Origin of the sequence: Arthrobacter sp. PM3, assembly GCF_003352915.1 — a bacterium.
Lineage (GTDB): Bacteria > Actinomycetota > Actinomycetes > Actinomycetales > Micrococcaceae > Arthrobacter.
The window spans coordinates 3,736,915-3,749,918 of record NZ_CP022314.1; the positions used below are offsets into that span (position 1 = coordinate 3,736,915).

General features: G+C 68.6%; 12 protein-coding genes and 1 tRNA gene. 8 read left to right on the forward strand and 5 right to left on the reverse strand.

The features are described from left to right. Positions 1-32 precede the first annotated feature (32 nt). Positions 33-2,216 carry a 4-alpha-glucanotransferase gene (gene malQ / locus CFN17_RS17025; RefSeq protein WP_208748901.1) on the forward strand — a complete coding sequence of 728 codons (2,184 nt, stop codon included), beginning with the start codon at positions 33-35 and terminating at the stop codon, positions 2,214-2,216. A 45-nt stretch (positions 2,217-2,261) separates the two neighbouring features. On the opposite strand, the gene CFN17_RS17030 is transcribed toward malQ, so the two are convergent. Beyond that, positions 2,262-2,531, reverse strand: coding sequence for a hypothetical protein (locus CFN17_RS17030; protein ID WP_208748902.1), 270 nt, complete (start codon positions 2,529-2,531; stop codon positions 2,262-2,264). Positions 2,532-2,704: 173 nt separating this feature from the next. On the opposite strand from CFN17_RS17030, the gene CFN17_RS17035 reads away from it, so the two are divergent. Both CFN17_RS17035 and CFN17_RS17040 read left to right on the forward strand, forming a co-directional pair. After that, positions 2,705-4,228, forward strand: coding sequence for a CYTH and CHAD domain-containing protein (locus tag CFN17_RS17035; RefSeq protein ID WP_208748903.1), 1,524 nt, complete (start codon positions 2,705-2,707; stop codon positions 4,226-4,228). 30 nt (positions 4,229-4,258) lie between these two features. Then, positions 4,259-5,356 (forward strand): AI-2E family transporter, encoded by a 1,098-nt coding sequence (locus tag CFN17_RS17040; protein ID WP_261792250.1) that lies wholly within the window; start codon positions 4,259-4,261, stop codon positions 5,354-5,356. Positions 5,357-5,433: 77 nt separating this feature from the next. Here CFN17_RS17040 and CFN17_RS17045 read toward each other — a convergent pair. Continuing rightward, positions 5,434-5,516, reverse strand: a tRNA-Leu gene (locus tag CFN17_RS17045). A gap of 164 nt (positions 5,517-5,680) precedes the next feature. Here CFN17_RS17045 and CFN17_RS17050 point away from each other — a divergent pair. Both CFN17_RS17050 and CFN17_RS17055 read left to right on the forward strand, forming a co-directional pair. Beyond that, a complete protein-coding gene (locus tag CFN17_RS17050; RefSeq protein ID WP_208748904.1) occupies positions 5,681-6,997 on the forward strand; it encodes a M20/M25/M40 family metallo-hydrolase in 1,317 nt (438 codons plus the stop codon). A gap of 11 nt (positions 6,998-7,008) precedes the next feature. Next, positions 7,009-8,172, forward strand: coding sequence for an acyl-CoA dehydrogenase family protein (locus CFN17_RS17055; RefSeq protein ID WP_208748905.1), 1,164 nt, complete (start codon positions 7,009-7,011; stop codon positions 8,170-8,172). Between the two features lie 21 nt (positions 8,173-8,193). Here CFN17_RS17055 and CFN17_RS17060 read toward each other — a convergent pair whose 3' ends face one another. After that, positions 8,194-8,427, reverse strand: a complete 234-nt coding sequence (locus CFN17_RS17060) for a DUF5703 family protein (RefSeq protein WP_018772920.1) — start codon at positions 8,425-8,427, stop codon at positions 8,194-8,196. Between the two features lie 39 nt (positions 8,428-8,466). Here CFN17_RS17060 and CFN17_RS17065 point away from each other — a divergent pair, with 39 nt between their 5' ends. Beyond that, entirely contained in the window at positions 8,467-8,745 is a 279-nt protein-coding gene (locus CFN17_RS17065; protein WP_208748906.1) for a hypothetical protein, read from the forward strand. Between the two features lie 26 nt (positions 8,746-8,771). Here the strand turns inward: CFN17_RS17065 and CFN17_RS17070 are convergent, their stop codons facing one another. Beyond that, positions 8,772-9,707 carry an aldo/keto reductase gene (locus CFN17_RS17070; RefSeq protein WP_208748907.1) on the reverse strand — a complete coding sequence of 312 codons (936 nt, stop codon included), beginning with the start codon at positions 9,705-9,707 and terminating at the stop codon, positions 8,772-8,774. A 52-nt stretch (positions 9,708-9,759) separates the two neighbouring features. On the opposite strand from CFN17_RS17070, the gene CFN17_RS17075 reads away from it, so the two are divergent. Further along, positions 9,760-10,593: an undecaprenyl-diphosphate phosphatase gene (locus CFN17_RS17075; protein ID WP_208748908.1), complete on the forward strand. Its 834-nt coding sequence runs from the start codon at positions 9,760-9,762 to the stop codon at positions 10,591-10,593. A gap of 15 nt (positions 10,594-10,608) precedes the next feature. Then, a complete protein-coding gene (gene mshC, locus CFN17_RS17080; RefSeq protein WP_208748909.1) occupies positions 10,609-11,916 on the forward strand; it encodes a cysteine--1-D-myo-inosityl 2-amino-2-deoxy-alpha-D-glucopyranoside ligase in 1,308 nt (435 codons plus the stop codon). A gap of 133 nt (positions 11,917-12,049) precedes the next feature. On the opposite strand, the gene CFN17_RS17085 is transcribed toward mshC, so the two are convergent. Then, entirely contained in the window at positions 12,050-12,955 is a 906-nt protein-coding gene (locus CFN17_RS17085) for a PAC2 family protein (RefSeq protein WP_208748910.1), read from the reverse strand. Between the last annotated feature and the right edge of the window lie 49 nt (positions 12,956-13,004).

The window sequence follows — 13,004 nt, forward strand, 5'->3', positions numbered from 1 at the left end:
GACGGCGCCTAAACAACGTCTAGAGTGGGCGCATGGCGGACCGTACGCACCCCGTGAACCCTGTCCACTTCGAGCGTCCCGGACACACTGATACAGCCGACGCCCTCCTGCGCGAACTGGCCACGGCCCATAGGGTCGGCACCACGTATTGGGGCTGGGACGGCGTCGAGCACCCCGTTGCCGCCGAAACGCTAAGGAATGTCCTCACCGCCCTGGGGGTCCCGGCGAACGGGCCCGCGGAACAGCAACGATCGCTGGCGGAGCTCCAGCTGGCGGCCTGGCGGCGCATCCTTCCCCCGGTCGTGGTCCTGACAGAGGGCCGGGATACCCGCATCGACGTCCACGTGCCGCACGGAAGCGAGGTGCGCGTCTGGATCGACGCCGAGGACGGCACCCGGCACGAGGCCGCCCAGCAGGAGAACTGGGACGCACCGGTCTACGTCGACGGCGTCCTGACCGGCCGGGCGACCTTTGCCGTTCCCGGGCACCTGGGTCTGGGCTGGCACACCCTGGTAGCGGAGGCCGGGGACGCGCTGGCGCAGTGCCCGCTGATTGTCACACCCGCCAAGCTCCGGACCCCGGCCCGCCTCGCTGGGCGGCGCACCTGGGGCCTGACCGCCCAGCTCTATTCCGTGCGCTCCTCCCGGTCCTGGGGGCTCGGGGACCTCGCGGACCTCGCGGACCTCGCGGAGGTTGCCGGGGAGCAGGGGGCAGGCTTCGTGCTGGTCAATCCGCTGCACGCCGCCGAACCCGTGCCGCCGGTGGAAGACTCGCCGTACCTGCCCGCCACGCGGCGCTTCTTCAATCCCCTGTACCTGCGGGTCGAGGACATCCCGGAGTACGGGTACCTGGACGCCGCCGGCCGGGCCAAGGTCTCACGCCTGGCCGAGGACATGGCTGCGGCCAACACGTCGGGGGAGCTGCTGGACCGCAATGCAAGCTACGCGGCGAAGCTGGCCGCCCTGGAGCTGGTCTTTGCCGTCCGCCGCGGGCCGGCACGCAACCGGCAGTTCGCGGACTTCTGCGCCGGGCAGGGCCAGGGACTGGAGGACTTTGCGCTGTGGTGCGCACTCGCAGAGCAGCTGCCGGCGTCGGCTCCGGAGTGGGCCGGGGAGGCGGCTGATCCCGCATCGCCGTATTGTGCCGCAAAGCGCTCGCAGCTTGCGGACCGGGTCGAATTCCACCGCTGGCTCCAATGGCTCTGCGATCAGCAGCTCGAGGCGGCGCAGCGCGCGGCCCGCCAGGCGGGGATGGAGATCGGCGTCGTCCATGACCTCGCGGTGGGGGTCAAACCCGGCGGCGCCGACGCCTGGACCCTCGCCGGGGTGCTGGCCCGCGGCGTGACGGTGGGCGCACCGCCGGACATGTTCAACCAGCAGGGCCAGAACTGGTCCCAGCCGCCGTGGCACCCGGGACGGCTCGCCGAATCCGGCTACGCCGCCTACCGGGACATGCTCCGGACCGTGCTGCGGCACGCCGGCGGGATCCGCGTGGACCATATCCTCGGCCTGTTCCGGCTGTGGTGGATTCCGGAAGGCGCCGGCCCTGGCGACGGGACCTACGTCTACTACGATCACGAGGCCCTGATCGGCATCCTGGCGTTGGAAGCGGAACGGGCCGGGGCGATCGTCATCGGCGAAGACCTGGGCGTCTTCGAGCCCTGGGTCCGCGACTACCTCGCCGAACGCGGGATCCTCGGCACCTCGATTCTCTGGTTCGAACACGACGCGGACGGTCCGATCCCGCCGGAGCATTACCGCAAGCAGTGCCTGACCAGCGTCAACACCCATGATTTGCCCCCGACGGCGGGGTACCTTGCCGGCGAACACGTCACGTTGCGCGAATCCCTGGGGCTGTTGGGACGCCCCGTGGAGGAAGAACGCGCCGAGGCTGCGGCCGAGCAGGAGGCTGTGCTGGCGCAGGTCCGGGCGCGCGGGCTGCTGCGGGACCCGGACGGCGCCGACGTCAGGGCGACGGTGGAGGCACTCTACGCCTACACCGCGCTCGCGCCGTCGTCCCTTCTGGGCGTCGCACTCGTGGACGCCGTGGGGGAGTCAAGAACGCAGAACCAGCCGGGCACCAGCACGGAGTACCCGAACTGGCGCATTCCGCTGGCCGGGCCCGACGGCGTGGTCCTGATCGATGACCTGCCGGCCAATGAACGCTTCCTCTCGCTCCTGGGCACCGTCCGGGGTGCGTTTCATCCCCGGCCCTGACGCGCTGTGCGGCGCCGCATCCTCCTGCCGCTCGCCGGCGTGCAGCTACGGCGTTTCTTCTACGAGGATGACCAGCGTCTCCGGCAGGACGCCGTCGTAGGCCATCGCCTCGCCCATTGCCGCGCTCTGCATCGCGGTCTTGAGGGCGTCCAGATCGGGAACGTCCATCAGCACAGCAACGTGCGTCGGGTTGTTCGGGTCGACAAAGGTGCGGATGTTGGTGACGCCCATTGGGCCGAACACCTCTTCGCGCTTGGGCGAGGCAAGCCAGTGGTTCTTGTCCTTGATGTCGTGGTGGCCGATGATGGTTGGCATGGCGTGTCCTCTCGCAAGGGGCCGGCGGACCGCGGGCCCACTGCGCCGAAGATTACTCGCCGACCAGGGTGCGGGCAAGGCAAATTTCCGGCGAGGTCCTGCGGCCGAAACCCTGCTGCGAAAGGGGCCTTTGGCCACAGGGCGTGCCGGTTCGGGTGTACCTAAAATGAGGCATGGCCGCCGACGCGATCGAGGTCGAACACAAGTACAGCCCGGCGGAATCCGCGGCCCTTCCGCGGCTGGCATCGCTTCCGGGGGTAGCCCGCGTGGGCGAGTCCGCCGTCGACCGGCTGGACGCCGTCTACTTCGATACCGACCAAATGGTGCTGGCAGCCCACCGGATCACGCTGCGCCGGCGCACCGGCGGCCACGATGCAGGGTGGCACCTGAAGCTCCCGCTCGAGGAGGCGCGGCGCGAGGTTACCGAGCCCCTTGGCGGGGATGCGGAGGCCGTACCGGAACGCCTGCGCCAACTGGTACAGGTCCATGCCCGGAGCCGCCCGCTCATGCCGGTCGCACGGCTCACCACCCTCAGGACCTCAATTCCTCTCTGCGCGGCGGACGGCACAGTCCTGGCGACATTCAGCGACGACCGTGTGGAGGCTCAAACGCTCCTGGCCCTCGGGGCGCCGGCGGAGCCTGAGCGGTGGCGGGAATGGGAGATTGAACTGGTCGAGGGCACCAACGAGCTGCTGGCCGGCGCGGATGACCTCCTCGCCGCGAACGGAGTCCCGGTTGCCGCCCTCCCGTCCAAGCTGGCCAGGGCGCTCGGATCGAATGTGCCTGCGGTTCCGCCGGCGGTTCCGGGCCCGAGCAGGCACGGGCCGGCGTCGGAAGTCCTGCTGGCCTACGTGAGCGAACAGGTCCGCGCCCTGACGGCACACGATCCAGGCGTCCGGATGGATGCGCCCGACGCAGTGCATCAGCTCCGGGTGGCCGCGCGCCGGCTGCGGTCCGCGCTGGCGTCGTTCCGGAAGCTCATGGACCCCGAGCCGCCCCGCCTCCTGCGGGCAGAACTCCAGTGGCTGGCCGGCGCCGTGGGTGAGGCGCGGGACACCGAAGTCATGCGCGCCAGGCTGCGGGACCTGGTCGGTTCTGAACCGCCGGAGCTGCTGCTCGGTCCGGTGGCGCAGCAGATCGAGGAGAACCTCGGCGCCAGCTACCACCAGGCCCGGGCAGCGGGGTTGGCTGCGCTGGACAGCGACCGATACTTCCGACTCCTCGATGCGCTCGACGCGTTCCTGGACGATCCGCCCCTCACGGAGGCCGCAGGCCGGGACGCGCGGCAAACAATTGGGCGGCTCGTCTGCGCTGAACGGCAACGGCTGAAGAGCGCCGTCCGCGCCGCGGCGGCGGCCAAAGGGACGCCGCCCGAGGACGCCGCCCTGCACGAGGTTCGAAAGGGCGCCAAGCGGCTGCGCTACGCCGCCGAAGCGGCGACCCCGGTTTTCGGCAAACAGGCCACCGGGCTCGCCCAGGCCGCGGAGGGCATCCAGGAGATCCTGGGGGACCTCCAGGACAGTGTGGTGACCAGGGAAACCCTTCGAAGGCTCGCGGCGCAGTCGGCGGCCGGCGGGGGCAACAGCTTCAGCTACGGGCGGCTGCACGCGTTGGAGCAGCAACGCGGCGAGGATGCCCGCGCCAGGTTCTATCTCGCGTGGCAAAAGTCCAGGCCGGAGCCCCTCCGCTGGAATTGATCACCGTCCCCGACCTGAGAGGGAGGTGCCGTGGCCCAACCCCGCACCGGCATGCCGGCCATCTGGGCGGACGGGCTCGGCCGTGCCGGCATCCGTTCCGTCCAGGTCCTCGCGGTGACCGCTCTTGCCTATGCGATCCTTTGGGCGGCTACCCGGGTGCTGCTGGTCATCATCCCGGTACTGATCGCCCTCATCCTGGCCGCCGCCATCTCCCCGCTGGTCCGCTGGCTCACCGGGCACGCCTGGCCACGGGCCCTCGCCGTTGTAGCCTCGTTCGTGGCCATCCTCGCCGTCGTCGGCGGCTTCGTCACGGGCATCGTGTTCCTGGTCACCAATCAGTGGGCGGAGCTCTCGGCCCGCGCCGCCACCGGGGTTGACCAGCTGCACAGTTTCCTGAACAACGGACCAATCCCCGTTACCGACCAACAAATCTCGGCAGCCATCGAGTCCGCCCGGGTTTTCTTCACCTCGAGCTCCTTCGGGGCGGAGGCCCTCACCGGGGCCCGCACCGTGGGCGAAATATTCACCGGCGCGGTGCTCATGGTGGTCACCTTGTTCTTCTTCCTCAAGGACGGCCCGGAGATCCGGACCTTCCTGATCGGTTTCATGCCCATGGACCACCGTGACCGGGCCCGCCTGGCCGCAGACCGCAGCACCTCCGTCCTGGGCGGGTACGTCCGCGGCACCGCCCTCGTCGCCGCCATCGACGGCCTCACCGTCGGGATCGTCCTCGCCATCATGGGAGTGCCGCTGGCCCTGCCGCTGGGTGTCTTCATCTTCATGGGCGGATTCATCCCGATCCTCGGGGCCACCGTGGCAGGCACCCTGGCGATCGTCGTCGCGCTCATCTCCAACGGCCCCGTCCAGGCGCTGATCGTCCTCGCCCTCGTCATCGCAGTGAACCAGCTCGAGCACCACTTCCTGCAGCCGGTACTGATGGGCAAGGTCCTCAGCATCCACGGGCTCGCCATCCTGCTCGTCCTGGCCGCCGGGACCATCCTTGCCGGCATCGTCGGCGCCCTGCTGGCCGTGCCAACCACCGCCGTCGCCTGGACCGTCTACAAGACGTGGACCGGCAACGAGCCAGGGCCCGACGTCGATCATGTGCCTGAAATCACAACCGAATAGAGCCGCCGCAGAACACAACGTCACGCAACACAAAGAAAGGCCCCGGAACCGCATGGTTCCAGGGCCTTTCTCTTTTGTGCGCGGAGGGGGACTTGAACCCCCACCCCCTTTCGAGGACTAGCACCTCAAGCTAGCGCGTCTGCCATTCCGCCACCCGCGCAGGTGGTATTTCCGGGATTGTTTCGCCTTTCAGCGTTTTGCTTTTCTCGGAAGCAGCGAGAAAGACTCTAGCACTACTTTTCGGGAAACAAAAAATCGGGGCCCGCCGGGGCTGTGTGGGTAGGCTGAAGCCAGCAATTGAGCCACCCGCCACGAGGAGCTGCCATGACTGACAACCGGACTGAGACCAGGCCCGAGGACGAGGTCGTCAGGATCTGCCAGGAGCTGATCCGGATCGACACATCCAACTACGGCGACGGCTCCGGCCCCGGTGAGCGGGCGGCGGCCGAGTACACCGCGGGGCTCATGGCAGAAGTCGGGTTGGACGCCGAGATTTTCGAGGCGGCGCCGGGGCGGGCCAGTGTGGTCACCCGGCTGGCGGGGGAGGACCCTTCCGCCAGTGCCCTCGTGGTCCATGGACACCTGGACGTGGTCCCGGCCCTGCGCGACCAGTGGTCCGTGGATCCGTTCGGCGCCGAATTGAAGGACGGCCTGATCTGGGGCCGCGGAGCCGTGGACATGAAGGACATGGACGCCATGATCCTGGCCGTGCTGCGCAACTTCGCCCGCACGGGCCGCAAACCCAAGCGCGACATTGTCTTCGCCTTCTTCGCCGATGAGGAGGCCGGCGGCACCTACGGCGCCCGCTACGCCGTCGACAAGCGGCCCGAGCTTTTCGAAGGCGCCACGGAAGCGATCTCCGAGGTCGGCGGCTTCTCCGCAACTATCGGCGGCCAGCGCACCTACCTGCTCCAGACGGCCGAGAAGGGCCTCTCGTGGCTCCGCCTGGTGGCGCACGGCCGCGCCGGCCACGGGTCCCAAATCAACACCGACAACGCCATCACCAGGCTCGCCGCCGCCGTCGGACGGATCGGCGCCTACAACTGGCCGATCGAACTCACGCCCACCACCCGGCAGTTCCTTGACGGCGTGACCGAACTCACCGGCGTCGAGTTCGATCCTGACGACCCGGACAAGCTCCTCAAGGAACTCGGCACGGTGGCCCGGTTCGTCGGCGCCACCCTGCAGAACACCACGAACCCCACCCTGCTCAAGGGCGGCTACAAGCACAACGTCATCCCCGAGTCCGCTGAGGCCCTGGTTGACTGCCGGACCCTGCCCGGCCAGGAGCAGCACGTCCTGGAGATCGTCCGGGAACTGGCCGGCACGGGTGTGGACATCAGCTACGTGCACAACGACGTCTCCCTCGAAGTCCCCTTTGCCGGGAACCTCGTCGATTCGATGATCGATGCGCTGCACGCGGAGGACCCGGGCGCCAAGGTCCTGCCGTACACGCTCTCCGGCGGAACGGACAACAAGTCCCTGAGCCGGCTCGGCATCACCGGCTACGGCTTCGCCCCGCTGATGCTGCCGGACGAGCTCGACTTCACCGGCATGTTCCACGGCGTCGACGAGCGCGTCCCAGCCGATTCGCTCAAATTCGGTGCGCGGGTGCTCGACACCCTGCTCACCAACTACTGATCGGGGCCGCTGTGACGGACGAGGAGATCCTGCCGGAGCCGCTCCTGGAGCGGATCCGCGGCCGAGCAGCGGGCTATGACCGCGACAACGCCTTCTTCCATGAAGACCTCGCGGACCTGAAAGCAGCCGGCTACCTGAAAATCTTTGTCCCGGAACCCGACGGCGGCCTGGGACTCGGGCTTGCCGGCGCGGCCCGGCTCCAGCGGCGGTTGGCGACGGCGGCGCCGGCTACCGCGCTGGCGGTCAACATGCACCTGGTGTGGACCGGCGTCGCACACGTGCTTGCCGCCCGGGGCGATTCGTCGCTGGATTTCATCCTCAAGGAGGCCGCACAGGGGGAGATCTTCGCGTTCGGGAACTCCGAGGCCGGGAACGACTCCGTGCTGTTCGATTCCCGGACCGAGGCGGTCCCGCTGCCCGGCGGCGGCTACCGCTTCACCGGCCGCAAAATCTTCACCAGCCTCTCGCCCGCGTGGACCCGGCTGGGGATCTTCGGGAAGGACGCCTCCGCCCGGGACGGCGCGGGGGAACTGGTCCACGGGTTCATCACACGGGACACGCCGGGGTACGAGATCCTGCCCGACTGGGACACGCTCGGGATGCGGGCCAGCCAGTCCAACACGACCGTCCTGGACGGCGCCGTCGTTCCGGCCGACCGGATTTTCCGGAAACTCCCGGTAGGCCCGAACCCGGACCCGCTGATCTTCGCGATCTTCGCCTGTTTCGAGACGCTGCTCGCGGCGGTCTACACCGGACTCGGCGAACGGGCCCTGACCCTCGGAGTGGAAGCCGTCAAGAGGCGGACCTCGTTGAAGAACGGCGGCCGCAGCTACGCGCAGGACCCGGACATCCGCTGGAAGGTCGCCGAAGCGGCGATGGCCATGGACGCACTCTACCCGCAGCTGTCCGGGCTGGCGGCCGACGTCGACGACCTCACGGACCACGGCAGCCAGTGGTTCCCCCGGCTCGTGGGCCTCAAGGTCCGGGCCACCGAAACAGCCCGCACCGTGGTGGATCTCGCCATCCGGGTCTCCGGCGGCTCCAGCTACTTCCGCGGCTCGGAGCTGGAGCGGCTCTACCGGGACGTACTGGCCGGCCTGTTCCACCCCTCGGATGACGAGTCGGCGCACAACACCGTCGCGAACGCCTGGCTGGGTCCGCTGGAGTCCGCGTAGGCGGACCGGGCAACAGGGGTCTTAGACCGTGCGCTGGACCTGGATGACTTTCCGGCGCAACCAGAAGCGGCGTCCGCCACCCACGTAGAGGCGGCTGCGTTCCAACTCCCATTTGCCGTACTCGGAGTGCTCCACGAGCCGGCGCCGGGCCTCGGGCAGGGAATCCTCAGGACCGACCGTCAGCACGAGGTATTCGTACTGCTTCACATAGTCCCGTTCCCGCCGGACCGAGCTGCTCAGAAAATGTTCTTTCATTGCTCTCCATTTTCGTCTTTTTCCGACTAACGTGAAGTCATGAGCATCGATCCGCGTGTCGCGCTTCAGTCCCTGACCACTGCACTGGAAGAACACCTGGCGGCGGTCGCCGCACGCAGGAGTGACGGGGACCCCGCGGTCGAAGCGGCGTTCTTCGCCGTCGCCGATGCTTTTGAAGTCTACGACGACGCCCTCTACGAAGCGTACGGGGAAGTGACGCCGCTGGAAGTGATTGACGGCGACGAGGAAGACGAAGACGACGACGAGGATGTCGACGACGAGGAAGACCTCGAAATCCTGCAGAACTCGGAGAACTGAGCCGCTCCCGGAACGCCCTGCCGGCCTCAGCCCGGGTCTGAGACGTCCTCGAGTGCCTGCGCAATCTCCGGCGGCAGCGGCGCGAGCGCCGCGTCCAGGATCTCCTTGAGCTGCACCTGGGTCCGTGCGCCGACGACGGCGGTGGCCACACCCTGCTGGGACAGAAGCCAGCTCAGTGACACGTCCAGGGCGGTCCGGCCCAGACCCTTGGCCGCCATGACGACCGCCTCCACCACGCTGGACGCCGGCGCCTCGAGGTATGGCTCAACGTACGCGGCGAGCCGCTGCTGGGCCGCGCGGGAATCCGCGGGAATATGCCCGCGGTACTTTCCGCTCAGGACGCCGCGTCCCATCGGCCCCCAAGCCATCAGGCCCATCCCGGCGTCCTCGATGGCCGGGACCAGCTCAATCTCCGCGCCGCGCTGCAGGAGCGAGTATTCGGACTGGTTGGCAACGAGCGGGAAGCCGGCGATGGCCGCGGCCTTGGCGGTCTGCCAGCCGTTGAAATTGGAAACGCCGGCGTACCGCGCACGGCCCGACCGCACGGCATAGTCCAGCGCGGACAGCGTCTCCTCCAGCGGCACGTTGTGGTCCCAGGCGTGGGCGAACCACAGGTCCACGTAGTCCGTCCCCAAGCGGGCCAGACTGGCATCCAGGCCGGAGAGCATTCCGTTGCGGGACGTGTCGACGCTGCGCCGCCCGTCCGACGCGGTCAGCCCCGCCTTCGTGGAAATCACGACCTCGGAACGGGCCACCACATCGCCCAGCATCCCGCCGAGCATGGCCTCGGCCTGCCCGTCAGCGTAGGAGGCCGCCGTGTCGATCAGGGTCCCGCCCGAATCCACAAAGGTCCGAAGCAGCGCGGCGGCGTCCTGCTCTTCGGTTTCCCGGGCCCAGGACATGGTGCCAAGGGAAAGGGCGGACACGCGCAACCCACTGTTGCCGACATAACGCTGCTGCATGTCAGCAAGCTTACGGGGATTCGCGCTGCTTCATAACGTAGGGTCTATAAACGTGAACTGGATACAAGCGGCTTTTCTGGGCCTCGTACAAGGACTGACCGAGTTCCTCCCGATCTCCTCAAGCGCCCACCTGCGGATTGTCGGCGCGTTCCTGCCGGAGGCCGCCGACCCGGGTGCCGCCTTCACGGCCATCACGCAGCTGGGCACCGAGACGGCCGTGATCGTGTACTTCTGGCGCGACATCCTGAGAATCATCCGTGCCTGGGTGGGTTCCCTCACCGGCAGAACGTCCCGGCAGGACCCGGATGCGCGGATGGGCTGGCTCGTGATCCTGGGCAGCATCCCGATCATTGTCCTGGGGCTTCTGTTCCAGGACCAGATCGAATCGGTGCTCCGCAGCCTGTGGGGTGTGGCGACCATGCTGATCATCTTCGGCATGGTCCTCGCCGTGGCCGACACGGTCGGTAAACAGAACCGCGATCTCACCCAGCTGACCTACAAGCACGGCCTTTATTACGGCCTGGCCCAGGCCCTGGCCCTGTTCCCCGGCGTGTCCCGGTCCGGCGGCACCATCAGCGCCGGCCTGCTCATGGGGTACACCCGGGAGGCCGCCGCCCGCTACTCGTTCCTGCTGGCCATCCCGGCAGTGTTCGGCAGCGGGCTGTACCAGCTGTACAAGGTGGTGACCAAGGAAGGCATCACCGGCCCGTACGGCCTCCCGGAAACCGCCCTGGCCACCGTGATTGCCTTCATCGTGGGCTACATCATCATCGGCTGGTTCCTTAAGTACGTCTCCACGCGCGGCTACCGGCTCTTCGTCTGGTACCGGATCCTGCTTGGTCTGTCCCTGTACCTGCTGCTCGGTTTCAATGTCATCAGCGCCTAGCACTAGGCTTGGGCTGTGAAATCCTGGATCTCCCGCCCTGTTCCCCAGCTCCCGGGCAGCATGCCTGCCCTGCGCCTCTTCGACACCGTCAAAGGCGGCCTCGTCACCCTGGAGGCCACGGGCGAACAGTCCATGTACGTCTGCGGCATCACCCCTTACGACGCCACCCACATGGGGCACGCGGCCAGCTACGTCGCCTTCGACCTGCTTAACCGTGCCTGGCGGGACGGCCGCCAGCACGTCGCCTACGTCCAGAACGTGACCGACATCGACGACCCCCTCCTGGAACGCGCCACGGCCACCGGCGTTGACTGGCGCGAGCTCGCCGCGAGCCAGATCGAGCTCTTCCAAACGGACATGGAAGCCCTGAATGTCCTCGCCCCGGACCACTACGTCGGCGCCGTCGAGGCCGTCCCGCTGATCGTTCCCGCCATCGAGCGCCTCCTGCACCAGGGCCTCGCCTACCGCGTGCCCGGCACCGGCGGCGAGCCCGACGGCGACGTCTACTACGACGTCGAGGCCGCCGGAAAGCACTCGAGCGACGCAGCCGACGCCTGGACGCTGGGCGCCGTGTCCGGACTCTCCGACCACGACATGCTGGAACTCTTCGCCGAACGCGGCGGAGACCCGGGCCGGGCCGGGAAGCGCCAGGCTCTCGACCCGCTGCTGTGGCGCGTCGCCCGCGACGGCGAACCCAGCTGGCCCGGCGGCGAACTGGGGGAGGGCCGGCCCGGCTGGCACATCGAATGCACGGTCATCGCCCAGCAGTACCTGCCCAAGCCCTTCACGGTCCAGGGCGGCGGCTCCGACCTCGTCTTCCCGCACCACGAAATGGGCGCGGGCCACGCGTACTCCCTGGCCGGCGTACCCCTGGCCCGGCACTTCGCGCACGCCGGCATGGTGGGACTCGACGGCGAAAAGATGAGCAAGTCCAAGGGCAACCTGGTCCTGGTGTCCCGGCTCCGGGCGCAGGGCGAGGAACCGGCAGCGATCCGCCTGGCGATCCTGGCCCACCACTACCGCTCGGACTGGTCCTGGACCGACGCCGGGTTCGCCGAAGCCAAGGACCGGCTGCGCACGTGGCGGGACGCCCTGGCCGTGGCCCCCACCGGCTCCGCCGCATCCCTGGTCGGGCAGCTGCGGACCGAGCTCGCCAACGACCTCAACGCACCCGGCGCCTTGGCCGCCGTCGACGTCTGGGCCGCGGCCGCCCGGTCCGGTCACGGTGCCGGTGCCGACGCCGGCCGGGGCGCGGAGGCTTCGGCCGCCGACGCCGCGCTCGTCTCGGACGCCGTCAACGCGCTGCTCGGTGTTGAACTCTAGGCAGTCGAACTCCAGGCACCTGCCGACGCGCAGATAGGCTTACGACACGCAGATGGGCCGGCGCCCCCACATACGGGGGCGCCGGCCCATCTGCGCGTCGCCGGGTAATATCGGCGTCCCCGGCGGGCCGTGACTAGGGCTTGTCCTTGCCGCGGCGCTTGAGGTACCGCTCGAATTCCCGGGCGATCGATTCGCCGCTGGCCTCCGGGAGGTCGGCGGTGTCCTTCGCCTCCTCCAGCTGGCGCACATACGCCGCAATCTCCGGGTCCTCGGTGGCGAGCTCGTCCACGCCCCGCTCCCACGCATCGGCTTCCTCGGCGAGCTCGTGGGTGTCCAGCGGCACCTGCAGGAGTTCCTCGACCCGGTGCAGGATCGCCAGTTGCGCCTTCGGGGACGGAGCCTGGGCCACGTAGTGCGGCACGGCGGCCCAGAGCGAGACGGTCGGCAATCCGGCCAGCAGCGCCACCTCCCCGAGGACGCCCACAATGCCCACCGGGCCCTCATACTGCGACGCGTCCAGGTCCATCCGCTCCCGCAGGGCGTTGTCGTCGGTGGAGGTGCTGACCGGGATCGGGCGGCTGTGCGGCACGTCGGCCAGAAGCGCGCCGACCAGGATTACGTAGTCCACGTGCAGGGCCTCGGCGTGCACGAGCAGCTCCGCCGTGTAGGCCCGCCACTTATAGGACGGCTCGGTGCCCTGGACGAAGATCACGTCCACATTGGAATCCGGGACGCTGGCTTTGAAGATCCGGGTGGAGGGCCACTTGATCTTCCGCTCGCCGGACGCGGTCCGGCGGATCGTGGGCCGGGTGAACTGGAAATCGTAGTATTCGTCGGCGTCGATCGATGCGACCTTCTTGCCGTCCCAGAGTTTGTTCAGGTACCGCAGGGCATCACTGGCGGCCTCTCCGGCGTCGTTCCATCCTTCGAAGGCGGCCAGCATGACCGTGATGCGCCGGCCGTCCGAGACTGGCAGGAGCAGCCGCTCCGGTTCGGAGACGGCGCCTGGTTCGGTGGGGTCTGCCTCGAAGCTGTTCATGCCATCACCCTACGTCCAACAACCTTCCGCGCGCAGGCAATGAAGCGCC

Coding starts and splice junctions, on each gene's coding strand:
- malQ (WP_208748901.1), top strand. CDS start 33: ATGGCGGACCGTACGCACCCCGTGAACCCTGTCCACTTCGAGCGTCCC.
- CFN17_RS17030 (WP_208748902.1), bottom strand. CDS start 2,531: ATGCCAACCATCATCGGCCACCACGACATCAAGGACAAGAACCACTGG.
- CFN17_RS17035 (WP_208748903.1), top strand. CDS start 2,705: ATGGCCGCCGACGCGATCGAGGTCGAACACAAGTACAGCCCGGCGGAA.
- CFN17_RS17050 (WP_208748904.1), top strand. CDS start 5,681: ATGACTGACAACCGGACTGAGACCAGGCCCGAGGACGAGGTCGTCAGG.
- CFN17_RS17060 (WP_018772920.1), bottom strand. CDS start 8,427: ATGAAAGAACATTTTCTGAGCAGCTCGGTCCGGCGGGAACGGGACTAT.
- CFN17_RS17065 (WP_208748906.1), top strand. CDS start 8,467: ATGAGCATCGATCCGCGTGTCGCGCTTCAGTCCCTGACCACTGCACTG.
- CFN17_RS17070 (WP_208748907.1), bottom strand. CDS start 9,707: ATGCAGCAGCGTTATGTCGGCAACAGTGGGTTGCGCGTGTCCGCCCTT.
- CFN17_RS17085 (WP_208748910.1), bottom strand. CDS start 12,955: ATGAACAGCTTCGAGGCAGACCCCACCGAACCAGGCGCCGTCTCCGAA.